The 24,974-nt window shown below is 58.2% G+C and carries 18 protein-coding genes; 11 read left to right on the top strand and 7 right to left on the bottom strand.

What is annotated here, in order from left to right; genetic code table 11:
- Positions 1-14 precede the first annotated feature (14 nt).
- From ACA049_RS14085 to ACA049_RS14065, 5 genes are all read left to right on the top strand, one after another.
- Positions 15-3,113 (top strand): multidrug efflux RND transporter permease subunit, encoded by a 3,099-nt coding sequence (locus tag ACA049_RS14085; RefSeq protein WP_497336350.1) that lies wholly within the window; start codon positions 15-17, stop codon positions 3,111-3,113.
- A 188-nt stretch (positions 3,114-3,301) separates the two neighbouring features.
- Positions 3,302-3,943 (top strand): DUF1345 domain-containing protein, encoded by a 642-nt coding sequence (locus ACA049_RS14080; protein ID WP_497336348.1) that lies wholly within the window; start codon positions 3,302-3,304, stop codon positions 3,941-3,943.
- Between the two features lie 76 nt (positions 3,944-4,019).
- The gene (locus tag ACA049_RS14075) at positions 4,020-4,859 is read left to right on the top strand and encodes an AraC family ligand binding domain-containing protein (protein ID WP_497336346.1); all 840 of its coding nucleotides are present in this window, start codon (positions 4,020-4,022) and stop codon (positions 4,857-4,859) included.
- 51 nt (positions 4,860-4,910) lie between these two features.
- Positions 4,911-5,528, top strand: a complete 618-nt coding sequence (locus ACA049_RS14070; protein ID WP_497336344.1) for a LysE family translocator — start codon at positions 4,911-4,913, stop codon at positions 5,526-5,528.
- 146 nt (positions 5,529-5,674) lie between these two features.
- Positions 5,675-6,178, top strand: a complete 504-nt coding sequence (locus ACA049_RS14065; RefSeq protein ID WP_497336342.1) for a hypothetical protein — start codon at positions 5,675-5,677, stop codon at positions 6,176-6,178.
- Between the two features lie 61 nt (positions 6,179-6,239).
- Here the strand turns inward: ACA049_RS14065 and ACA049_RS14060 are convergent, their stop codons facing one another.
- From ACA049_RS14060 to ACA049_RS14050, 3 genes are all read right to left on the bottom strand, one after another.
- Positions 6,240-8,492, bottom strand: a complete 2,253-nt coding sequence (locus ACA049_RS14060; protein ID WP_497336340.1) for an autotransporter outer membrane beta-barrel domain-containing protein — start codon at positions 8,490-8,492, stop codon at positions 6,240-6,242.
- Between the two features lie 211 nt (positions 8,493-8,703).
- Positions 8,704-10,710: a hypothetical protein gene (locus ACA049_RS14055; RefSeq protein WP_497336338.1), complete on the bottom strand. Its 2,007-nt coding sequence runs from the start codon at positions 10,708-10,710 to the stop codon at positions 8,704-8,706.
- A 102-nt stretch (positions 10,711-10,812) separates the two neighbouring features.
- The gene (locus tag ACA049_RS14050) at positions 10,813-11,616 is read right to left on the bottom strand and encodes a hypothetical protein (protein ID WP_497336336.1); all 804 of its coding nucleotides are present in this window, start codon (positions 11,614-11,616) and stop codon (positions 10,813-10,815) included.
- Positions 11,617-11,856: 240 nt separating this feature from the next.
- Between ACA049_RS14050 and ACA049_RS14045 the strand changes: the two genes are divergently transcribed.
- The 5 genes from ACA049_RS14045 (at position 11,857) to ACA049_RS14025 (ending at position 17,195) form a co-directional block, all read left to right on the top strand.
- Positions 11,857-12,885, top strand: coding sequence for a LacI family DNA-binding transcriptional regulator (locus ACA049_RS14045; RefSeq protein WP_497336334.1), 1,029 nt, complete (start codon positions 11,857-11,859; stop codon positions 12,883-12,885).
- A 151-nt stretch (positions 12,886-13,036) separates the two neighbouring features.
- The gene (locus tag ACA049_RS14040; RefSeq protein WP_497336332.1) at positions 13,037-13,819 is read left to right on the top strand and encodes a sugar phosphate isomerase/epimerase family protein; all 783 of its coding nucleotides are present in this window, start codon (positions 13,037-13,039) and stop codon (positions 13,817-13,819) included.
- Positions 13,812-14,849: a sugar kinase gene (locus tag ACA049_RS14035; protein WP_497336330.1), complete on the top strand. Its 1,038-nt coding sequence runs from the start codon at positions 13,812-13,814 to the stop codon at positions 14,847-14,849. The genes ACA049_RS14040 and ACA049_RS14035 overlap by 8 nt, the downstream gene beginning before the upstream one ends.
- Before the next feature lie 45 nt (positions 14,850-14,894).
- Positions 14,895-16,193, top strand: a complete 1,299-nt coding sequence (locus ACA049_RS14030) for an MFS transporter (protein ID WP_497336328.1) — start codon at positions 14,895-14,897, stop codon at positions 16,191-16,193.
- 21 nt (positions 16,194-16,214) lie between these two features.
- On the top strand, positions 16,215-17,195 hold the full coding sequence (locus ACA049_RS14025) for an NAD(P)-dependent oxidoreductase (RefSeq protein WP_497336326.1): 981 nt from the start codon (positions 16,215-16,217) through the stop codon (positions 17,193-17,195).
- A gap of 527 nt (positions 17,196-17,722) precedes the next feature.
- Here ACA049_RS14025 and ACA049_RS14020 read toward each other — a convergent pair.
- From ACA049_RS14020 to ACA049_RS14005, 4 genes are all read right to left on the bottom strand, one after another.
- The gene (locus ACA049_RS14020) at positions 17,723-18,910 is read right to left on the bottom strand and encodes a pyridoxal phosphate-dependent aminotransferase (protein WP_497336324.1); all 1,188 of its coding nucleotides are present in this window, start codon (positions 18,908-18,910) and stop codon (positions 17,723-17,725) included.
- A 43-nt stretch (positions 18,911-18,953) separates the two neighbouring features.
- Positions 18,954-20,579 (bottom strand): methyl-accepting chemotaxis protein, encoded by a 1,626-nt coding sequence (locus ACA049_RS14015; RefSeq protein WP_497336322.1) that lies wholly within the window; start codon positions 20,577-20,579, stop codon positions 18,954-18,956.
- A gap of 332 nt (positions 20,580-20,911) precedes the next feature.
- The gene (locus ACA049_RS14010; protein WP_497336320.1) at positions 20,912-22,054 is read right to left on the bottom strand and encodes a glycerate kinase; all 1,143 of its coding nucleotides are present in this window, start codon (positions 22,052-22,054) and stop codon (positions 20,912-20,914) included.
- Between the two features lie 285 nt (positions 22,055-22,339).
- Complete coding sequence (locus ACA049_RS14005; RefSeq protein WP_497336319.1) at positions 22,340-23,464, bottom strand: sugar diacid recognition domain-containing protein; 1,125 nt, start codon at positions 23,462-23,464, stop codon at positions 22,340-22,342.
- Between the two features lie 170 nt (positions 23,465-23,634).
- Here ACA049_RS14005 and ACA049_RS14000 point away from each other — a divergent pair, with 170 nt between their 5' ends.
- Complete coding sequence (locus ACA049_RS14000) at positions 23,635-24,945, top strand: MFS transporter (protein WP_497336318.1); 1,311 nt, start codon at positions 23,635-23,637, stop codon at positions 24,943-24,945.
- The last annotated feature ends 29 nt before the right edge of the window (positions 24,946-24,974 follow it).

Here is a 24,974-nt window from a genome sequence, read left to right as displayed (position 1 = left end):
GCAGGACGCTTTTTATGCCGCAGTTCTTTATCGATCGCCCGGTGTTCGCCTGGGTGGTTGCCCTGTTCATCCTGCTGGCCGGCGCGTTGGCCATTCCTCAGTTGCCGGTGGCGCAATACCCCGATGTCGCGCCGCCACAGGTTGAAATCTACGCCGTGTACCCCGGCGCCTCGGCGCAGACCATCGACGAGAGCGTGGTCAGCCTGATCGAGGAAGAGCTCAACGGCGCCGATCATCTGCTGTATTTCGAATCCCAGAGCAGCCTCGGCAGCGCCACCATCAAAGCCACTTTTCAGCCGGGCACCAACCCGGAGATGGCCCAGGTCGATGTGCAAAACCGCTTGAAAGTGGTGGAGTCGCGCCTGCCCCAAGCGGTCAATCAGCAAGGTTTGCAGGTGGAGAAAGTCTCCGCCGGATTCCTGCTGCTGATCACCCTGACCTCCAGCGACGGCAAGCTCGACGATGTGGCGCTCAGTGATTACCTGGCGCGCAACGTGATGAACGAGATCAAGCGTCTGGACGGCGTCGGCAAGGCCCAGTTGTATGGCGCCGAACGGGCGATGCGCATCTGGATCGACCCGCAGAAGCTGATCGGTTTCAACTTGACCCCGGCCGACGTCAACGCCGCTATCGTCGCGCAGAATGCCCAGGTCTCGGCCGGCAGCATCGGCGATTTGCCGACGCGCACCACCCAGGAGATCACCGCGACCATTCTGGTGAAAGGCCAATTGTCGACGCCGGAAGAGTTCGCCGACATCGTCCTGAAAGCCAATCCTGACGGTTCCACGGTGCGCATCAAGGACGTCGCGCGGGTCGAGATCGGCAGCCAGGAATACCAGTTCGGCACACGCCTGAACGGCAAGCCTTCCACCGCTGTCAGCGTGCAACTGGCGCCGGGGGCCAATGCCCTGAGCACCGCGACCCTGGTGCGGGCGAAGATGGATGAACTGGCGCGCTACTTCCCGGCGGGCGTGGAATACAAGATCCCGTACGACACCTCGCCCTTCGTCAAAGTCTCGATCACCAAAGTGGTTTACACCCTTGGCGAGGCGATGTTGCTGGTGTTTGCGGTGATGTTCCTGTTTCTGCAGAACATCCGCTACACGCTGATCCCGACCCTGGTGGTGCCGGTGGCGTTGATGGGCACCTTTGCGACCATGTTGGCGCTGGGGTTCTCGATCAACGTGCTGACCATGTTCGGCATGGTGCTGGCCATCGGCATTCTGGTGGACGACGCCATTGTGGTGGTGGAGAACGTCGAACGGATCATGGCCACCGAAGGCCTGTCGCCCAAGGAGGCGACGCGTAAGGCCATGACGCAGATCACCGGGGCAATCATCGGCATCACCCTGGTGCTGGTGGCGGTGTTCATTCCGATGGCGTTCATGCAGGGTTCGGTCGGGGTGATTTACCGCCAATTCTCCTTGTCGATGGCCACCTCGATCCTGTTCTCGGCGTTCCTTGCACTGACCTTGACCCCGGCGCTTTGCGCGACGCTGCTCAAGCCGATTGCCAAGGGCGACCATCACGAGAAAACCGGATTCTTCGGCTGGTTCAATCGAAGTTTTGAACGTTTGACCGAGCGTTATCAGGGCTGGGTCGCCTATGCGCTGAAACGCACTGGCCGTTATCTGCTGATCTACGGCGTGCTGCTGATCGGTCTGGGCCTGTGCTTCAGCCGCCTGCCCTCCTCGTTCCTGCCGGTTGAAGATCAGGGTTACACCATCACCGACATTCAGCTGCCGCCGGGCGCGAGCAAAAATCGCACGGTGCAGGTTGTTGAGCAGATCGAAGCGCACAACGCCACGGAACCGGGTGTGGGCGACAGCACGGTCATTCTCGGCTTCAGTTTTTCCGGTAGCGGGCAGAACGCCGCACTGGCATTTACCACGCTCAAAGACTGGTCAGATCGGGGCAGCGACGACTCGGCGAGTTCCATCGCCGACCGTGCCAACATCGCGCTGAGCCAGATCAAGGATGCGGTGGCCTTCTCGGTGCTGCCGCCGCCGGTTGACGGTCTCGGCACCTCCAGCGGTTTCGAGTTCCGCTTGCAGGACCGTGGCGGCCTCGGCCATGCCACGCTGATGAAAGCGCGCAGCGAATTGCTCGCCGCCGCAGAGAAGAGTCCGATCCTGATGAACGTGCGCGAAAGCGCGCTGGCCGAAGCGCCGCAGGTGCAGCTGGAAGTCGACCGCAAACAGGCCAACGCGCTCGGCGTGTCGTTTGCCGACGTGGGCAACGTGCTGTCGACGGCGGTCGGTTCAGCCTACATCAACGACTTCCCCAATCAGGGGCGGATGCAACGGGTGGTGGTGCAAGCTGAAGGCGATCAACGCAGCCAGGTGGCCGATCTGCTGAAAATCCACGTGCGAAACGATGCCGGAAAGATGGTGCCGTTATCGGCGTTTGTTCAAGCGAAATGGATTCAGGGGCCGGCGCAATTGACCCGTTACAACGGCTACCCGGCGATCAGCATTTCCGGCGAACCATCGCCCGGTCACAGCACCGGTGAAGCCATGGCGGAAATCGAACGGCTGGTGGCACAAGGCCCGGCAGGATTGGGTCAGGAATGGACCGGGTTGTCATTGCAGGAACGTTTGTCCGGCAGCCAGGCACCGATTCTGCTCGGCTTGTCGCTGCTGATCGTGTTCCTGTGCCTGGCGGCGCTGTATGAGAGTTGGTCGATTCCGACCTCGGTGTTGCTAGTGGTGCCACTTGGCGTGCTTGGCGCCGTGCTGGCCGTGACCTTTCGCGGGATGCCCAACGACGTTTTCTTCAAGGTCGGGTTGATCACCATTATTGGCTTGTCGGCGAAGAATGCGATCCTGATCATCGAATTCGCCAAGAGCCTGTATGACGAAGGTCATGACCTGATCGACGCGACCCTGCAAGCGGCGCGCCTGCGATTGCGGCCGATTGTCATGACATCGCTGGCGTTTATCCTCGGTGTTGTGCCGCTGGCAATTGCTACCGGTGCCAGCTCGGCCAGTCAGCAAGCGATCGGTACCGGGGTGATTGGCGGGATGATCACGGCGACACTGGCGGTCCTGTTTGTACCGGTATTCTTTGTGGTGGTGATGAAGCTCGTCCGCAAGCGCCACAAGGACCTTTGACCAAAACACCCCCCCTGTGGGAGCTAGCCTGCTAGCGATAGCGGTGTATCAGACACGATGATGCTGACTGACACACCACAATCGCGAGCAGGCTCGCTCCCACAAGAGACCCCATCAACTTCAGGGTTGTGGTCACAACAGACCACGCTGGGCTAAGGTGTTCGCACACCCTGGCCCATCGAGCAATCATGCCCTTCCTCGCCCGCACCCACCCTCGCCTGTCCGCCGCCACCACCCTCGGTGTCGCGGCAGGCATTCTGGCTCCGGCCGATTCGATCATCAGCAAAATCCTCATTGGCTGGAATGTCGGGGTCTGGACGTATCTGGTGCTGATGCTCTGGCTCGCCACCCGCGCCAAGGCCCCGGACGTGAAGCGCATTGCCGAGATCGAAGACGAAAACGCCGGGCTGGTGTTATTCGTGGTGTGCATCGCCGCCATTGCCAGCCTGGCGACGATCACCTTTGAACTGGCCGGCAGCAAAGACCTGGAAACCACCCGCAAGCTCCTGCATTACGGCTTCACCGCGCTGACGGTGATCGGTTCATGGCTGTTGATCGGGGTGATTTTCAGCGTGCACTACGCCCGTCTGTTCTACACCTGGGATGGCAAAGACCTGGCGCTGCGATTTGCTGAGGGTCTGGAAACCCCCAATTACTGGGACTTCCTGTATTTCTCTTTCACCATCGGCGTGGCGGTGCAGACTTCGGACGTGGGCGTGGCGACACGTGGCATGCGCAAAATCGTGCTGGCGCAATCGCTGGTCGGCTTTTTGTTCAACACCGCGATTCTCGGCTTTTCGATCAACATCGCAGCGGGACTGTTCGGCTAGCCGCTGCACAAACGTTCTAGCCGCCGAGCCCAATGGGCGCGTTAAATACGTCGGCAATCCGTCCCACAGGTGCAGCATGACCACTCACAACTGGATCGATCTGGCCCAGGACGCCGAGACCGGCATCGAGACCTTGCGCGCGCATTTCGAGGGTCATGCCTACGACCCGCATTGGCATGACAGTTATCTGGTGGGCGTGACCGAACAAGGTGTCCAGCAATTCAATTGCCGCCGCACGAGACATCAGAGCACCCCGGGCAAGGTGTTTCTGCTCGAGCCGGGGGACATCCACGACGGCGACGCGCCGACCGAGGATGGCTTCACTTATCGCATGCTCTACCTCGACCCGCAGTGGTTGAAGCGTGAACTGAGCGAGGTGTTCGAGAATGCCCCGGACAACAGCCAATTGAGTTTCGCCAGCACCCTGGCCAGCGATGCGCGACTGGCTCACGCCACCAGCCTGGCGTTTCAAGCGCTGCATGGCGGCGAACTGAAGATCGTCCGTCAGACCGCGCTCGACAGTTTGCTCGAACGCCTGACCAGCCATCTGCATTGGCGCACTCGCTACAGCGAAGACCCGCGCCTGCCGCTGGTGGCGCAAAAGGCTCGTGAGTATCTACACGCCAATGCCCAATACGACATCGGCCTCGACCAACTGGCTGCCGCAACAGGCGTTGACCGCTTCCGCCTGACCCGCGCCTTCAAGGCTGCCTATGGACTCGCACCCCACGCGTATCTGGTGCAGCTGCGCTTGTCCAAGGCGCGGCGCATGCTCGCCAGCGGCGTGCAACCGGCGACGGTGGCAATGGAGTCGGGGTTTGCCGATCAAAGTCACTTGGGCCGCTGGTTTGTCCGGGCTTATGGTTTGACGCCCGCGATGTACCGCAAGCGCTGCTCAAATCTTCCAGACGCATGAGGCAGACTTTGTGAGGATCGGCACCTTGGATCATTCACGGAGCCCGTTGCCATGCCGTCCACTTTCTCCTCACTGTTACCTTTTATGCTGTTTGCTTTTGTTGCGTCCATCACGCCGGGACCGACCAATATTCTTGTGCTGAGCAACAGCGCCCGGTATGGATTCAAGGCTACTGTGCCAATTATTTTCAGTGCCTGCGCCAGCGCTGCAGTCATCGTCCTGTTGGTGGGTTATGGTCTGGGTGAATCACTTAAGCAAACGCCCACGCTGCAATTTGCCATGCAGTGCATGGGCGTTGTCTGGTTGAATTATCTGGCTTGGCAGATTTTCCATTCGATACCCAACACCCTTGATCCCGAGTTATCCGACAATCATCGGCGTCCAGGTCTTTTTACCGCTGCTGGCCTTCAATGGGTCAACCCTAAAACCTGGATGATGGCCATCGCGGTCATCGGCGTATTTGCCAGCAATGGCGCCGATCGTTCGCATCAGGTCTTGTTGTTGAGTTTGGTTTTTTTTGCGATGGCTATCCCTTGCATGGCTGTCTGGGCGCTGCTGGGGTCAAGTGTCAATCAATGGCTTCGGTCAGCCAAAGCTCTGCAAAATTTTAATCGGTCCATGGCTTTATTGCTGGCGGGCTCGACATGGCTAAGCATTTGGATCGCCTGACAAACTTTTACTCTCGCCGTGAACTGTCAAACAAAAATCATATTAACTTCGCGCTGTAAACTGTCAGCTTTGACAGTTTACAGCGACGATCAATAGCGGTTTGATACCTTATCCCGGCTGTTTCCTTAATGCCGGGGTACCTTGTCATGACTATGGAGATGGAATTGATGAACATGAGCATACAGAAACGCAGGCAGGCCGTAGGCGCGGGTAATTGTGTCGGGACAATTAACGATACCGTACCGTTCAACGCAGGTCTGGTAGAACTCTCCGAGCGCTCTTTCCCACTGCCTCACGGTGACGCTTACTACATGTTTGCCCGCCAACGCGATGCACTTCCGGAATACACGACGAAAGAACTTACCCTCTCGTTTTCCAAGGGACTGGAAAACGGATCCTACACCCTGACGCCAACGACACATCAGGTCCGCCTGACATTTGCCGATGGCAGTGTTCCAGACAAACCCATTATTTACACTCAGATTTCCGGAACCGCCGAATTGGAATATGATCCTGTCTCAGGTGTTTTCTCAGGAACTTTGAAAAAGGTTGTCGTCGAAAACCTCGACGATGATGTTATTAGTCAGTTAACTCTAGATGTGAGTTTTGCAGCGAAGGGGGCTATCTCCACTCGGACACTGGCGGCGTAACAGCTGACCTGAAATTAAAAAAAGGAAGCACATGCTTCCTTTTTAATTGTCGACTGATTAATCACCACATATAACGAATGCCAACATTGACGCCGAAAGGTTGTTCTATATTGTGGCCGTTGCTGTACTCAAGATCGGTATGCATATTGAGATTTTGAGTGACTGCCACCGCGACACCAACTCCGAACTCTACGCGGGAACCTGACAAGTCGTTTTTGAACACGTTGTTGTTGACGTGTACCTCGTTATTTTTTGCGAATTCATGAGCCCAGGCGGCGCGAAGATACGGCTGTACCACACGTCCTTGACCCAATTCTATATTTCGGCCAGCGGTAGCCCCTACCTTCCCGATAAATGACTTTGAACGATCACCTTCTGCGCGTAGATCATTGCTCAGGGAATAGTCCTTGGCCTCAATGACCACAGCGGACCATTGAGTGAAAGGTTCAAGGAAGTTGCCATTGTCGAAACTGATGTGTTTACCAAACTCGACAGAACCACCCAGCCCCGAGTTGTCATAATCGCCCTTGGCCCGGTTGCCGTCGCTCAACCCCACTTTCGCTTTATTGCGGAAACGGTTTGCCTTGAACACACCGTCAAAGTAGTAGCCTGACTCGGCGTCCAACCAGGTGAGATAGGCGCCCATGTAGTAACTGTCGATGTGACCTGAAGTGCCGGCATTGAGATTGAGATCAGATTGACTTTGCCCCACCATCACGCCCACTAACCATTGGCCATCTCCGAAAGGCAACGGTGCATCCGCCCCCAGGGTGAAACCTTGCTGGTTTTGTTGATAACCGACACCCGAGCCATCAGCAATATTGTACCTGTTGGCATAGGTGCGCCCCCATGCGCCTGCATGGCCGCCGTTGAAACGCAGCTCCCCCATACGAGTGCGCAATGAGGTCAGTTCACCCAGCCAAACGGTCGATGCAGTGTTGAAGAGCGCAAGTACTGAACGTGCGCCTGGACTCACTGTCCGGGTAGTTGGATCAAGTATCCAGTCATTACCGCTTTTCACCAGGCCGTAGGAATAGGTCCCAAGTTCAACCGCTCCGTTCACCAGCAAAAAACCAGCATCGCCGCCTTCGGTTTCAACCACACGAACAGGTAGTCCGGAGGCTGGGTCTTTGCCACTGCTGGCGATCAGAATTTCATGAGTGCCTGAAGCGGTTCCGGTGATCCTCAGCAAGTCGGTTCGGCCTGTGCTGAAATCCGTCGCCATCACGAAACGGCCATTGCCGGAAAGGTTAGTCACATTCAATTGATAGAACGTGTTGGTGTCTCCAAACACCACGGATCCCCCACGGTTGAGGATAAGCGTGTCAACGTTGCTGTCCTCCACCATTACCCATCGGGAAGTGTCGTTGATCGTGGTGCTGGCGATATTGTCAAGACGGCCCGTCAAAACCGAATTATTTTGCAGGACCAGTTGAGTGGAGCTGCCTTGCTCGGAAACAAAGTTTCCGTTCAAGGTACTGCCATTTACGGTCATGGAGACATTGGCTCCGCCTCTCACATCCAGCAAAGTCTCGCTACCGGCCAACAATCTGGAGTTACTCAACGATATGGTGGCAGGTGGCGCTGAAGCATTGTTGAAATCGACAACGATCGCCGAACCGGAGAGGCCTTGAAGGGTGGTGTTTTCAAGTGCCAATAGGGCGGGTCGTGCGTCATTTACATCTACATCAATACGTACGCCGTCTTGTCCTCCTGTAACCGTGCTGTTTTTGGCAACGGCTTGCCCACTGCTCAGTCGAAGCCCGTAACTCGTGGCACCGGTGCCTTGAATGACTGAATCACTGACGTCCAGACCACTATGTGCGCTGACCAGCGCACCTCCCAGCACCCCCGTAATGGTGCTGTTGCCAGTAATGACAACGTGGGAGCCGGTCTGAGTGGCTGTATTGCGAACCGCCTGCAGTCCCAGCCGATTGCCGGTAACAATACTGTTATCAATAGTGGCATCGCTATTGGTCAGCAAAACAGCGGCAAGACCACCGACACCCGAGACCGTAGCGTCCTTCAGATTGACTTTTGATTCATTTCTGGCCGAAATCTGCCGCGTGGTACTACCGGCGTTTACATTGAGCGTCGAATGATCGCTCGTAAGTTCCAGTGTTGTTGCGCCGATGACATTAAGTGTCGCGTCCTGACTTAAACTCCAACTCTCGGGAATGCCACCATTAATGGTCACAGTCCCCCCAACAATGGATGCAGCACCAGCATGTGAATTATAGAGTGCCAGCAGCATCAGTGACGCTGTTGTTGACCCACATGTTTTTCTGAATTTTGATAAAACAATTCCTCGCATCGGGCACCTACCTTAATAAAAACTTAACTGCTGATACTGAGCAAGCCAGCTATTCGAGGGGCGCTAGGTTAGCTAGGTGTTTCGCGAAGCTCTGTAGGATTAATCCTGTTTTACTACTGGAAAAGCCGCCAGGATCGAGCGCTGACAATCAATTGCAAACAAGAAAAAACGGTGAGCGCATTACGCCCACCGCGTCGTATCAATCTTGATGCTACATTTCCTCGCAATATTTTCCTTGGTTATCCGTAAGAAATACTCCGTGTTCAGCAGGCAATGAGTCAGGGGTTGGATTGTTACCGGCCCCCCCCCGAGAAATCGAATACGTAACTCTGCCTTTCCCAAGATGGGCTGGTTTAAAGTGATCCTCATAGAGACCGATTTGAATCAATGCACCCGCATCCGGATAGGTTCCAGTAATAGGATATTCCTCTGTAGTGTCTGCGCCCGGAATGGGCTGTGGAGGGGTGGCATCGCTATACGGCACCCACTTCAGGGTAATGGTCTCCCCGTCAACTGTGTACGCATTTTTCGGCACGCGCACTGTCAGGTTACGCCGTGGCGTACCGTCACCTGGATTTCCAACTATAGGAAAGTTCAAGGTCGGGCAACTGATCTTTTTAAGTACCCCTCCCAAATTCATAACTTCCGGCGCAACCATTTCAATAGGGAACTCTTCTACAAAAACATCCTTTGGCTTGGATGGCGTTGGGTTCAACCCCGTTAACGTATACAGCTTATAACTCACGACTTTTGACCCGCTATTGTGTGCAAGCACTTTATCCCACGCCAGATCAACGTAAATTTCTGTACCTTCCTGGCCAGTGGTCAACGCAATGGTATTGCCGATTTTTTCTCCATCGTAATCGACATCGATCAACCAACCCTCCTCCGTTGGTGGATCATTAAAAAGTTGGATTTTTATCTTGATTGCGGTATCACCATAATCCGCTTCAAGAATTTCGTCGATACTGCCGGCTGAGGTCTCCAACGTCGGAGCGTCCAAACCAATAAGAATCGGATCAGGACCAACATATGAAATATCGACATCGATGGTAGCGTTAGCCGAAGCTTTCTCGAGGCCTGAGCGCATCATTTTATAGCTGACCACTGTCGAGACGATTCCATCGGTGTTGCCGTACACTCTTTTTACAAGATCATAAGGGGCATAGAATGACAGCTCTGTATTCGCTCCAACTCTTAGTTCCCCAGGTATCGTCTCAGCTCCCCAAATGCAAAATATTGTGTCGGACCCTGCATTAGGAGTCGGCACAGGTACGACTATCTCGACACCCTTGGGATCAAATTGAGTGTCAGCCAAATCAATAACATCGTCACCATTTTCGCCGTTCGCCAATGTAACAACCGGCGGTTTGACATCAGTAGGATCTGGCAGAATAACAACAGTTCTCTGGCTGGGATTTGATCTTTTCCCCTGGTTGCCAGGCAAGTCTTTTGCGCGATAAATAAGCCGTTTTGTGCCCTCGTTCACTTGAAACACGCTAGCAGGAATCAGCGCTTCCCCTGCCGTCAACTCACCTTCAAACACCGGTGCGTCGCGGTCGGGGTCAGGCGTCTCTCCCCAAAAGAACTGGTAAATGTCAGTTTGGTGATAGGTTGCAGAGACGGCAGGTTTGACGAGAATCCCTGGCTTGCCTTCGAGGTATGCCTCATCGATCGGGTCGCTCGGCCCAAGATCTGCCGGCCACGTCGGCGCACCCGGTGTACGGTCTGCAGCGGGGTTCTTTATTTTGTATGGATAGGTGCGGTCAATCTCGTAAGGAACAGCAGGTGAAGTTGATTCGTTGCTGCCGTCCGCATACATCAGGTATCGAAACTCATATCCAGTCGGAGCTTCTGGAGTGGTGTCCTCGACCGAGTAGATGACCGGAATTTCGAAAGGTACAGACCAGTCCCTGTCAGCAACTTCACCCAATTCGATGTAATGTGGAGCAGGCAGAAAATCAATCCAGTCGGGAGCTCCTCTTTTTCGAATCTGTGGCCATAGTAAATCGTCCCTGTATTCGACGAGAGGTTGAGGAACCGTGTACTTCAAGGGCAAGTGCAATACGTTGACCGGGATACGCAAATCACCATTCGGTAACGTTTGTGCCACTAACGTAGGGATCGGAGCTTCAGCAAGAACACTACCTCGCCGAGTGCTTCTTGCTTGGAGCTCTGCCATCCTGGACAATTTCGCCTGTTCAACTTTAGCATTCATGTTCGCCATCTCCATTGCATTCACAATTAATCACGACACGATCCCGGCAGCCGTCAGTCTCTTCGTACGTTCTGCTGGTCACTCTTGGTACCCATGTCGAACTCAAGGCCCACATGGAAGTATTTCGCCACTTATAATCCTGTCTATTTTTACCAGTGCAATCTTTGACATCCCTACAAGCTTTCTCCCCCTGAATACACGGTAAACAACAGTGGCGGAGTCATTGTTCACCATCGGTTTTATATGAGCGTCGTAGGGTTCAATCACCAACGAATATCCTTCGCGTATGTCTTGATCACTTAAGGATGGCCGGATGACGACCTTTCGAGCACGGCTCATTTCCACACCACTTCCATTGAGTGTCGAATAACACCGCCAGAGCACCTCGCATCGATCACCGACCTGAAACCCTGATAGCGGCGGAACCTCAACCTTTATCCCTTCCCACATTGGAGGAATCGTTTTGCAATTAAGATACCCCCAAAAATCGACATGGGTAAACTTGGCCGGCTCGAGATCTAATGGAACAGGTGTGTGATCAATAGTCAGTTGCCGTTTAAATGATTCCGATGTATTTCCAGCGCTGTTGGATAGCTCGTACCACAACTTGCCTACACCGTTGTTCTTCAAATGTTCCGGACCAATTCGAATAATGAATTCCGGTTTCATATCCTCTGGTTTGTAGGTATTAATTATTTCCACTGGTGGTTGCCCACTCTGCTCAAAGCGGATCGTCAGGGTGTCTTCTTCATCCGGTTCTTTTGCAGGGACCGGCCATAAGGGAACTACGACATCAATACCGGTCAACAGCAAACGAAGGAGGATATGACCTTCCGGATCGATATCATCATCAAGTACATCAATCACCTTGGGTGTCTTGTATTCCAATGGTGCATTACCCGCCATGCCGGAAATCCTTTTCTCACTCATAGCTAGATTCTCTAAAGTTAAAAGCAACTGTTGAAATCAATTAGAAACTGAGTTTGAAAGCCTGGCTACTGTCATATCTGACAGGTAACGCCACCGTTCATCGGTTTGCCCCAACGCTCTGCGACTGCGCTGGCTTGACGCAGCCTCGCGAATGATGTCTTCTGAAACCGGTTTCATAACCAGCCTGTACAAACTCCAATAACAAGGTTGAAAACCGTGAACGACTTCTCCGCCGCCCAGCGCAGCCGCGTCACCATGCTCGACGTCGCCGAACACGCCGGTGTCTCCAAGGCCAGCGTCTCGCGCTTTATCGGCGATGACCGCGCCCTGCTCTCCGATGCCATTGCCTTGCGCATCGAGCAGGCGATTGCCGAACTTGGCTATCGCCCCAACCAGATGGCCCGTGGTCTGAAGCGCGGGCGCACGCGCCTGATCGGCATGCTCGTGGCCGATATCCGTAACCCTTATTCGATTGCCGTGATGCACGGGGTGGAAACCGCCTGCCGTCGTCATGGCTATAGCCTGGTGGTGTGCAACACCGATCGCGATGACGAGCAGGAGCGTCAGCACCTGGCGTTGCTGCGCTCGTACAACATCGAAGGCTTGATCGTGAACACCCTCGGCCATCACCGCGATGAGTTGCGCGAGTTGCACCGGGAGATGCCGATGGTGTTGGTGGATCGCAAGGTCGAGCAGCTTGAGAGTGATCTGGTCGGGCTGGACAATCCGGCTGCCGTTGAAATGGCCCTCGCACATTTGCAGGAGCGCGGCTATCGCGATGTGCTGATGGTGACGGAACCGTTTGACGGCACCAGTTCGCGGATTGAGCGGGTCAGCAGTTTCAAGGCGCAGATACAGAAACGCCCTGCTTTAACCGGCGCGGTTGTTGAGACCGGCAACGAACTGACCTCGCAGCTGAAAACCTTCCTGAACACGCCCGGCCCGGGCCCGAAAGCGCTGTTCTGTGCCAATGGCATTGCGGCATTGGCCGCTACCCATTCCCTGCGGGAGTTGCAGTGCAACCTGTTCGAGGAAATCGGGGTGATCGCGCTGGATGATCTGGATTGGTATCCGTTGGTGGGCAGCGGGATTACTGCCCTCGCCCAGCCGACGGCGGAGATGGGTGCGAGTGCGTTTGAGTGTTTGCTCAAGCGGTTGCGCGGGGATGACGGGCCGGTACGGACGATGGATTTCTCGGCGCGGTTGATTGTGCGTGGGTCGACCGCGGCGCGTGTTTCAGTTTGAGGACGCCTTCGCGGGCAAGCCTCGCTCCTACAAGGGCACCGCATCCCTGTAGGAGCGAGGCTTGCCCGCGAAGAGGCCCTGAAGAACACCACATTACCTAAGCAGCCCTTTTTTTGAACAAAAATGAAACCGGTTTCAGAGGTGCAAAACAATGAATAAACCACCCGTTTCCATCAGCCTGTCGAGCTACGGTGCCGACCTGGTCCGCCAGCGCGGCCAAGGCAGTTTTATCGAAGTGTTGGCCGCTGCCGGCGCCTCGCGCATTGAATGGCGCGAAGAGTTGCTGACCGATGAAAACCCGCTGCAACTGGCCGCCGACACCCTGTCACAAGGCCTGGAAAGCATCTATTCCTCGCCGATGGAATTGTGGCTCGCCGGTCAATCGAAACCAAATCCTGAACTGCTCCCCACCCTCGAACGTGCCCAGACCTTCGGCGCCAAATGGCTGAAAGTCTCCCTCGGCTATTTCACCGACAACAACGACCTCCAAGCCTTGAGCCGTGTTCTGGCGCAAAGCCCGGTGCAACTGCTCGTGGAAAACGACCAGACCCTGCACGGCGGTCGTATCGAACCGCTCCAACGCTTCTTCGGCGAGGTCGAGCAACACAGCCTGCCGATCAAGATGACTTTCGACATCGGCAACTGGCAATGGCAAGACCAGTCCGCCGCCAGCGCTGCGCGGTTGCTCGGCCGGCATGTCGGCTACGTCCATTGCAAAGCCGTGGAGCGGCGGGCCGACGGCAAACTGGTCGCCACCCCGCCCGCGGCCAGTGACGTGCATCTGTGGGAACAACTGTTGCGGCACATGGCCCAAGGCGTGATGCGGGCGGCGGAATATCCGCTGCAAGGCGATGACCTGGTGCAACTGACCACCGACCACGTCGCCACCCTCGCCCACCTCGGCCAATCCCGCCTGGAGAGTGCTCATGCCTGAGTTCGATATCCTCTCGTTCGGCGAAACCATGGCGATGTTCGTCGCCGAGCAGAACGGTGATCTGGCGGCCGTCGGCCAATTCCACAAACGCATTGCCGGGGCGGACAGCAACGTGGCGATCGGGCTTTCGCGGCTGGGTTTCAACGTGGCCTGGTTGAGCCGGGTCGGCGCTGATTCGCTCGGTCGCTTCGTGATCCACACGCTGGAAAACGAAGGCCTCGATTGCAGTCATGTGGCCATCGACCCGGCGCACCCGACCGGTTTTCAGCTCAAGTCTCAAGCCGACGATGGCAGCGATCCGGTGGTCGAGTATTTCCGTCGTGGTTCGGCAGCCAGTCACCTGTCGGTGCAGTCGATCTCGCCGTCACTGCTCCAGGCGCGACACCTGCACGCCACCGGCATTCCACCAGCGCTGTCTGCGTCGACCCGGGAAATGTCCTTCGAATTGATGACCCGTATGCGCACTGCCGGGCGCAGTGTGTCCTTCGACCCGAACCTGCGCCCGAGCCTGTGGGCCAGCGAACAATTGATGATTACCGAGATCAACCGCCTTGCCGCCCTCGCTCACTGGGTGTTGCCAGGGTTGAGTGAAGGCCGTTTGCTGACCGGGTTCGAAGACCCGGAAGACATTGCGGCGTTTTACCTTGATCAGGGTGCAGAAGCAGTGGCGATCAAACTCGGCCCGCATGGCGCGTATTACCGCACGCACCTGGATCAGGGGTTTGTCGCGGGCGTGCCGGTGGCAACGGTGGTCGATACCGTCGGCGCTGGTGATGGCTTCGCCGTCGGGATGATCAGCGCCTTGCTGGAAAACCACAGCTTTGCCGAGGCCGTGCAGCGGGCCAATTGGATTGGCAGCCGGGCGGTGCAGAGTCGGGGGGATATGGAGGGGTTGCCGACCCGATCAGAAATGTCTGTTGAATGTGAGGGTGCTGTTCGCGGGCAAGCCTCGCTCCTACAGAACTGCGGCGCTCTTGTAGGAGCGAGGCTTGCCCGCGAAGAGGCCACCACAGTCACTGAAGATTTGTAACCCGTTACCTGCTGCGACAAAAACAACAAGCTCAGGAGCACCACCATGAAAACCGCCTCACTCGCCACCCGCCGCTGGTGGTACATCATGCCCATCGTTTTCATCACCTACAGCCTGGCGTATCTGGACCGCGCCAATTACGGGTTCGCCGCCGCCTCGGGCATGGCCGCCGACCTGATGATTACTCCGGGCCTGTCGTCGATGCTCGGCGCGCTGTTCTTCCTTGGCTACTTTTTCTTCCAGGTGCCGGGCGCGATCTATGCGCAGAAGCACAGCGTGAAGAAGCTGATTTTTGTCAGCCTGATCCTCTGGGGCGGGCTCGCGACGTTGACCGGGATCGTGTCCAACGCCTATTGGCTGATCGTGATTCGCTTCATGCTCGGCGTGGTCGAAGCCGCAGTGATGCCAGCGATGCTGGTCTACCTGTGCCACTGGTTCACCCGCGCCGAACGCTCGCGGGCCAACACCTTTCTGATCCTCGGCAACCCGGTAACCATGCTCTGGATGTCGGTAGTGTCGGGTTATCTGGTGCAGCATTACAGCTGGCGCTGGATGTTCATCATCGAAGGGCTGCCCGCGGTGCTCTGGGCGTTTATCTGGTGGCGCCTGGCCGATGACCGTCCGGCCCAGGCCAAGTGGCTGACTGACCAGGAGAAGCACGACCTGGAAAGCGCCCTCGCCGCCGAACAGGTTGGCATCAAAGCGGTGAAGAACTACGCCGAAGCCTTCCGCTCGCCGAAAGTGATCATCCTCGCGCTGCAGTTTTTCTGCTGGAGCATTGGTGTCTACGGTTTCGTGTTGTGGCTGCCGTCGATCCTCAAGGCCGGCGCGCAGATGGACATGATCGAGGCCGGCTGGCTCTCGGCGCTGCCGTACCTGGCCGCAGTGATCGGCATGCTGCTGGTGTCCTGGGGTTCGGACAAATTGCAGAAGCGCAAACGTTTCGTCTGGCCGCCGCTGTTGATTGCCTCGATTGCGTTCTACGGCTCCTACGCCTTGGGCGCCGAACATTTCTGGTGGTCCTACACGCTGTTGGTGATTGCCGGTGCCTGCATGTATGCGCCTTACGGGCCGTTTTTCGCGATAGTTCCGGAGATTCTTCCCGCCAACGTCGCTGGCGGCGCGATGGCGTTGATCAACAGCATGGGCGCGCTGGGTTCTTTTGGCGGTTCCTATCTGGTTGGTTACCTGAACAGCTCCACCGGGTCGCCCGGCGCTTCTTATCTGTTGATGAGCGGCGCGTTGATGCTCTCGGTGGTGCTGACGATTTTCCTCAAGCCCGGCGCCAGTGACCGGGTCGTGGTCAAGGCCGCTGAGCAGCGGCCCGTGACCGCTCACCCTTGAATTGAAGTTGAGATGATGACGATGAAAAAGCAGGTCGTGCTGTACAAGAAACTCTCGCCGCTGGTGATGGCTCGCCTGCATGAACACACCGAGGTGACACTGATCGACAATCTCAAGCCGGAGGGCATCGAACAACTGCGCGCCGCCCTGCCCCGCGCTCACGGACTGCTCGGGGCGAGTCTGAAACTGGACGCCGAACTGCTTGATCTGGCGCCCAATCTTGAAGCCATCGCCAGTGTCTCCGTCGGTGTCGACAACTACGACATCGACTACCTGACCGAGCGGCGCATCTTGCTCAGCAACACGCCGGACGTGCTGACCGAAACCACCGCTGACACGGGTTTCGCGCTGATTCTGGCGACGGCGCGGCGGGTGGTGGAATTGGCCAACATGGTCCGCGCCGGGCAGTGGACCCGCAACATCGGCCCGGTACATTTCGGCACCGATGTGCATGGCAAGACGCTGGGCATCATCGGCATGGGCCGCATCGGCGAGGCGTTGGCGCAGCGTGGGCATTTCGGTTTTGGCATGCCGGTGATCTACAACAGTCATTCGCCGAAACCGGCGGTTGAACAACGCTTTGATGCTCAGTACCGCAGCCTGACGGAGCTGTTGCAGCAAGCCGATTTCATTTGCCTGACCTTGCCGCTGACGGCTGAAACCGAAGGGTTGATTGGCGCTGAGGAATTCGCCTCGATGCGGCCGGAGAGTATTTTCATCAACATTTCCCGAGGCAAGGTTGTGGATGAGACCGCGTTGATCGAGGCGTTGCGCACCGGGCAGATTCGCGCGGCGGGGCTGGATGTGTTTGAGCGGGAACCGCTGGATGTTGAGTCGCCATTGTTGACGCTGAACAACGTGGTGGCGACGCCGCACATGGGGTCGGCGACGCATGAGACGCGGGAGGCAATGGCTGGGTGTGCGGTGGATAATCTGCTGATGGCGTTGGCGGGTGAGCGGCCGAAGAATCTGGTGAATGTTCGGGCGTGGTCCGGGGCGTAGAAATTTAGCGTCTATGAGTCAGTCTTCGCGAGCAAGCCCGCTCCCACATTGGATCTGTGGCGTTCACAGAACCCTTGTGGGAGCGGGCTTGCTCGCGATGAGGCCGGCAATGCCAACACAAAACTGTCAGGCCCGCCGCGCTCCCACATTGGATCTGTGGCGTTCACAAATCCCCTGTGGGAGCGGGCTTGCTCGCGAAGAGGCCGGCAATGCCAACACAAAACTGTCAGGCCCGCCGCGCTTCCACACTGGATCTGTGGCGTTCACAGAACCCTTGTGGGAGCGGGCTTGCTCGCGAAGAGGCCGGCAATGCCCAACACAAAACTGTCAGGCCCGCCGCGCTTCCACACTGGATCTGTGGCGTTCACAGAACCCTTGTGGGAGCGGGCTTGCTCGCGAAGAGGCCGGCAATGCCAACACAAAACTGTCAGGCCCGCCGCGCTTCCACACTGGATCTGTGGCGTTCACAGAACCCTTGTGGGAGCGGGCTTGCTCGCGAAGAGGCCGGCAATGCCAACACAAAACTGTCAGGCCCGCCGCGCTTCCAGCAGGTCCGCCGCGCACAACGCGATCCGCCGACAGGCATCCGCCAGTTTCACTTGATCCACCACCAATCCGATCCGGATATGCCCCGCCGCACTCGGCCCGAACGCTTCCCCGGCGAGTACGGAAACGCCGTAACCCTCCAGCAAACACTCGGCAAACCCTTGAGCACACAACCCGGTCGGGCGCACATCGACCATCACAAACATCCCGCCATCCGGCCGGATCGGTCGAAGCCCCGCGCAACCACTCAGCCGCGCACACACCAGATCGCGACGCTGACGATATTCCTCACGCATCAGCGCCACTTCCGGCAGGTCTTCATCCAGCGCCACTTGCGCGGCTTTCTGCACAAAATCCGGAATGCCGAACAACATGCACAACGACAAGTGCACCAAATGCTCGGCCAGCATTTTCGGGCCGATCGACCACCCCACGCGCCAACCGCTCATGGCGTGGGATTTGGACAGGCTGTTGATCGTCGCGGTGCGTTCGGCCATGCCCGGCAGGCTCGCTGGGCTGATGTGTTCGCCCTCGAACAACAGATCGCTGTAGACCTCGTCGCTGATCAGCCACAGATCATGGCGCACGCACAACGCGGCCAGCGCTTGCCAGGTCTTCAAGGACAGGCTCGCGCCGGAGGGGTTGTTCGGACTGTTGAGTAGCAAAACGCGGGTCTTGGGCGTGATGAGCGCCGCGACATCCGCCGGGTCAACGCGAAAACCGTTCTCGGGCCGCACCGCCACCGGCACCACGTTGGCGGAGCAGGCGCCGAACACGCCTTCGTAGGTCACATACATGGGCTCGGCAACAATCACCTCATCGCCCGGATCGAGCAGGCATTGCGCGACCGAATACACCGCACACTGCGCGCCCGGAAACACGATCACATGATCGGAGTCCACCGTCTGACCACTGCGCTGGCGGTGTCGCCGCGCGATGCTGCTGCGCAATCCGCGACTGCCGCGAACTTCGGGGTAATGCGTGTCGCCGGCCCGCAAGCTGTCGATGGCCGCCTGAACGATGGGCGGCGGCGTGTCGAAATCCGGATCGCCGATCGACAGCAGCAGCACATCGATTCCTTGTTCGCGCATTTCCAGCGCTCGGTCATGAATCTGCCAGGCTGCCGCTCCGTCGCCGGCGATTCGTTGGGTCAAGGCTGAATAGCGCATGTGTTTCTCCTGTCGCGCGCGGACTCCCAGCCTCAACCCTATCTCAAATCACGAAACGCGCCACCATCGCATTCAAATCCACCGCCAGGCGCGACAGTTCATGGGTCGCGGCGCTAGTCTGATTCGCACCGGCGGCGGACTGGGTGGCGAGGTCGCGGATATTCACCAGGTTGCGGTCGACTTCACGGGACACCTGGGCCTGCTCTTCGGACGCGCTGGCGATCACCAGGTTGCGTTCGTTGATGAGGTGGATCGACTGGGTGATCTGCTCCAGCGCCACACCGGCGGCGCGGGCCATCTCCAGCGTGCTGTGGGTGCGCTGATTGCTTTGCTGCATCGATGAGACTGCTTCACCCGTGCCGTTCTGGATGCCGGCAACCATTTTTTCGATTTCCTGGGTCGATTGCGCGGTGCGATGGGCCAGCGCCCGGACTTCGTCGGCGACCACGGCAAACCCACGTCCGGCTTCACCGGCACGCGCCGCTTCGATCGCCGCGTTGAGGGCCAGCAGGTTGGTTTGCTCGGCGATGGCGCGGATCACGTCCAGCACTTTGCCGATATCACGGCCCTGAGCGGCCAGGCCTTCGATCATCAACGAAGTGTTTTGCACGTCGTGGGTCATGGTCTGGATCGCGTCGACGGTTTCCACCACGCGGTCACGGCCTTCGCGAGCGGCCTGGGTCGACTGGTTCGAGGCTTCGGAAGTCGACACGGCATTGCGCGCCACTTCTTCCACGGCAGCGGTCATTTCGTTGACGGCGGTGGCGGCCTGTTCGATTTCATTGTTCTGTTGTTGCAGGCCGCGGGAGGCTTCCTGGGTCACGGTGCTGAGTTCTTCTGCAGCAGCACCCAGTTGCGTGGCGGAGCCGGCAATCTGCTCGATGGTTTGGCGCAGGTTGGCCTGCATGACGGACAAGGCCCCAAGCAAACGCGCCGGTTCATCCTTGCCGTCGACCTCGATGGCTTTGGTCAGGTTGCCGCCGGCAATGGTTTCGGCCGCCTGCACGGCGCGGTTCAGCGGCGTGACGATGCTGCGGGTCAACAGCCAGGCCAGCAGCACGGTCATGAGCGACGCCACCACCGACACCGCGATAATGCCGGTCACGGCCGTGTTGTAATTTTCTTGCGCGATAACCCCGGCCGCTTTGGCGCCCTCCTGGTTGTACGCCACCAGTTTATTGAGCTGTTCGCCCATCTGGTCGGTGCCGTCCTTGATCCGCGTGTTGATCAAGGTGCGCATCTCGTCCACCTTGTTCTGGCGCGAAAGGTCCATCATTTCGCGCTGCGCTTGCATGTAGTTGTCCAGCGTCGCGCTGAATACTTTGTACAGCGCGGCTTCCTCAGGGTGCGCCGGCAACTCGGCATAGCTGGCCTGGGCCTTGCGCGCCTTGTCGGTGAGCACGGCAATCCGGGCTTCAGCTTCTTGCAAGCTGGCCGGCTCGCGGTTAACCAGAATGCGGAACGACAGGATGCGCATACGCAGGATATTTTCGGTGACATTGCCCAGGTAGCCGACGCTGGGCAGTTGGGTGCTGCCCATCTCGACCGAGGATTGGCGGATGATCGACATGCGGTTCACCGCAAACACACCCAGCACGATGACGAGCAAGGCTATGAAGGCAAACCCCAGGAAAGCTCGAGGCGCGATATTCAGATTACGCAGGGACATAGGACGATACTCGGGTGATTGAGGCGGCGAGCGTCCATGCGGTGATGGCTGAGTGGCGGGCGTTGAGGCGCGCGAGGTCAGCGGGGCGCCACTGTTGTAATAGGTTTGTGTGCGCTTAATGGGTGTATCGGCTGGGGATGAGGTTTTTCGCGGGGATTTGAGAAATATATTTTGCGGGGGGCAGGTGTTTCAACGCTGAAACACCAATCCCCGTAGCAGCTGTCAAGCCTGCGAGGCTGCGTTCGGCTGCGCAGCAGTCGCAGGGTTCTAAAAGCGCGACCGCTGCGCGCTCGAACGCAGGCTCGACAGCTGCTACAGGAATGGGGTGAACTTCAGGATGTGCGAGCGGCCATCCGCCAAACCCGGGCAATATCACTCGCCCGATCACGCAACAAACGTGGCGCTTCGGCACATGCCTGCTCCAGTGTCATCGGCCCGCTGGCCAAGGCAAACGCGGCATCAATGCCATGTTCATACAACTCCTGATAACCCTCGCCCAACGTCCCCGCAATCACAATCACCGGCACGCCCTGCTCCCGGGCGATGCGCGCCACGCCGAACGGGGTTTTGCCGCGCAACGTCTGGGCGTCAAAACGGCCTTCGCCGGTGATGACCAAGTCAGCGCCCTTCACCGCTTCTGCCAGCCCGACCAACTCGGCGACGACTTCCACGCCCGCCTTGAATTGCGCCCCCAAAAACGCCTTGGCTGCAAATCCCAAGCCACCCGCTGCGCCGCTGCCCGGTTCGTCCTGGACGTCCTTGCCCAACGCTTCGGCGCACAGCCCGGCGAAGTGCCCGAGGGCAGCGTCCAATTGCCGGACTTGCTCGGGCGATGCGCCTTTCTGCGGCCCGAAAATCGCTGAAGCGCCGTGCGGACCGCACAGGGGATTGTTGACGTCGGCGGCAATGTCGAAGCGCACGTTGGCCAGACGCGGATCGATTTCACTCAGATCGATTTGCGCCAGGTGCGCCAATGCCAGACCACCCGGCGCCAGCGTTTGCCCTTGTGCGTCCAGCAACTTCACGCCCAGCGCCTGCATCGCCCCGGCGCCGGCGTCGTTGGTGGCGCTGCCGCCAATGGCCAGGATCACCCGATGCGCCCCGGCATCCAGCGCGGCACGAATCAGCTCGCCGGTACCAAAGGTGCTGCTGACGCACGCATCGCGCTTGCTCAGCGGCACCAATTGCAGGCCGCTGGCCTCGGCCATTTCGATGATCGCGGTGTGGGTTTGCGGCAACCAGCCCCACGCTGCATCGACGGTTACACCGAGCGGACCGCGAACCTGAGTCCTGCGTAATTCGCCTTCACACGCCGCCAGAATCGACTCGACCGTGCCTTCGCCGCCGTCGGCCATCGGGCATTTGACCAGTTGCGCATCGGGCCAGACTTGCGCCAAGCCGAGGGCAATGGCATCGGCCACACCCTGGGCACTCAGGCTGTCCTTGAACGAATCGGGGGCGATGACGATTTTCATGCGAATTCTCCAGTTCCAATGCGTTCCATGCTGCCAGCAGCCCCGAACAATAACGCCGGTCCGCTGCACAAGCGGGGGTGGCGTTTATTGTTCATTTCCACAAAACACAACTATTCACATGGCCTTTGCAGGAGCTGTGTCGGACCTCTGTAGGAGCTGTCGAGTGAAACGAGGCTGCGATCTTTTGACTTTGTTTTTTTACAAGCAAGATCAAAAGATCGCAGCCTCGTTTCACTCGACAGCTCCTACATAGCTCCTACACCTCCTACACCTCCTACATAGCTCCTACAAGGGAGTTGTGTCGGTTTGGGGGAGGAGCTGGACGCCTAGGTACAGCGCGAGCATGCCGTCCAGTTTCAGCGGGTCAACCCCACTCAACTCGGCAATCCGCTCCATTCGGTAACGCAAACTATTGCGATGAATCCCCAGCGCCTCCGCACACGCCTGGCTCTGCCCGTCGTGTTCACACCAACTGCGCAAGGTCGCCAGCAGCTGGCCGTTGCCATCCTTGGCGATGACTTTGCGCAGTGGCTTGAGCAATTCATCCAGCGCGTCATCATTGCGATGCCGCCACAGCATCACCGGCAGCCTGTACCGATTGAGCGTCAGCAACCGTGAACGCGGCAACACATCACGCCCATACGCCAGCAAGTCGCCGACCCGTCGATAACAACGACGCAGCCCGGACAATCCATCCGCCTGCCCGCCCACGGCGATGCGCAAAATATTCCAGCCCAGGCCGTCGAGTTTTTCCAGCAGCCGATCATTCTCGATCGCCTGGGACGCCGGTCGGCACCAGAGCAGCGACGACTTGGCCGAACTCACGCACCAACTGTCCGGGTAACGCGAGGTCAGCCATGCACTCAGCGCATCGACGGTTTGCCCCGGCCCATGCTCCATGCCCAACTCGAACAGGTACGGCACCCGCGTCATCTGCGGTTTGAGGCCCAACTGCTGCGCCTCATCCAGCAAACGCGGCGAATCCCCCGCCTCGCTCAGCAATAACGCCAGCAGGTCATCGCAACGTTGACGCCGCCATTGCTGCTCGGCCTGCTGATTGCGCTGACCCACCAGCATCTCGGCCGTCATCCGCACCAGCTCGGCATAAGTGCGCAATTGCTCCGGTGCGCCGGTAATCCCCAGCACACCAATCAGGCGCTGATCGAGCAACAAAGGCAAATTGATCCCCGGCTGCACGCCTTTGAGATGAATCGCGGTTTGCGCGTCGATTTCCACCACGCGCCCGTTGGCCAGCACCAATTGCGCGCCTTCATGGCGGGTGTTGATGCGCTCCGGTTCGCCGCTGCCAAGAATCAAGCCCTGACTGTCCATGACGTTGACGTTATACGGCAGGATGGCCATCGCCCGGTCGACGATGTCCTGGGCCAGGTCGTGATCGAGTTCGAACATATCGGGATCCTTGAAGGCGTGATGGGACGGGCTTGTTCACCCGCACAGGGCTTGGTTGCAAACCCTGTGCTCAGGCACAAAGACAGCAACCCCGAGGGTGGCCGAGACTCTCTGGGCGATCAACGTTACCCTGCGCATCGCAAAAAATCATAATAAAGAGAGAGCCCGCCATGTCACAGAGCGCCGCCGCTACCCAGGCCATCGTTGACGAAAAAAATGCCGTCTACAAACGCATCACCCTGCGTTTGATCCCCTTCATCTTCATCTGCTACCTGTTCAACTACCTCGACCGGGTCAATGTTGGATTCGCCAAACTGCAGATGCTTGACGCACTGAAGTTCAGCGAAACCGTGTACGGCCTCGGGGCCGGGATTTTCTTTATCGGCTACGTGCTGTGCGGCGTGCCGAGCAACCTGGCCTTGACCAAATTCGGCCCACGGCGCTGGATTGCGCTGATGATGATCGTCTGGGGCACGCTGTCGACCTGCCTGCTGTTCGTCACCACGCCGACCGAGTTCTACACCTTGCGCCTGTTCACCGGCGCCGCCGAAGCCGGGTTCTTTCCGGGCGTGGTGCTTTACCTTTCGCAGTGGTTCCCGACCTTCCGCCGTGGACGCATCATGGCGCTGTTCATGTCGGCGATCCCGGTCTCCGGCCTGCTTGGCAGCCCGTTTTCCGGCTGGATTCTTAACCATTTCGCGGCGGGCCAGGGCGGTTTAGCGGGCTGGCAGTGGATGTTCCTGCTGCAAGGCATTCCGACCGTGATCCTCGGCGCCCTCGCCTATTTCCTGCTGAGCGACAGTTACGCCAATGCCAAATGGCTCACGCCGTTCGAGCGTTCGGTACTCGAAGCTGACCACGCTGAAGACCTGGCCAACAAACCGAAAACCACTACCGATTCGCTGCTGGCGGTGTTCAAGAACCCGGCGATCTGGGCGTTCGGTTTGATCTACTTCTGCATTCAGAGCGGCGTCTACGCCATCAACTTCTGGCTGCCATCGATCATCAAGAACCTGGGTTTCAGCGACAACCTGGTGATTGGTTGGCTGAGTGCAATTCCCTACCTGCTGGCGGCGGTGTTCATGTTGATGGTCGGTCGCTCGGCGGACCTGCGCAAAGAACGTCGCTGGCACTTGGTGGTGCCGATGTTGATGGGCGCAGCGGGCCTGCTGATCGCCGTGAACTTCGCCACGACGCCAGCCATCGCAATCCTCGGCCTGACCATCGCCACCATGGGCGCCCTCACCGGCCTGCCGATGTTCTGGCCGGTGCCGACGGCGCTGCTGAGCGCGGGTGCGGCGGCCGGTGGTCTGGCGTTGATCAACTCCATGGGGCAGATGGCTGGGTTCCTGAGTCCGTACCTGGTGGGTTGGGTCAAGGACAGCACCGGTTCGACGGATGCGGCGTTGTATCTGCTGGCGGGTGTGATTGTGTGCGGGAGTTTGCTGGCGTTGCGCATGACGCGGACGTTGCGGGTTTAACGACTTAAGATCAAAAGATCGCAGCCTCG

It is taken from the genome of Pseudomonas sp. LBUM1662 (assembly GCF_059695915.1).
Note: the sequence above shows the minus strand (reverse complement) of the source record. Positions and strands in the feature narration are given on the sequence as shown.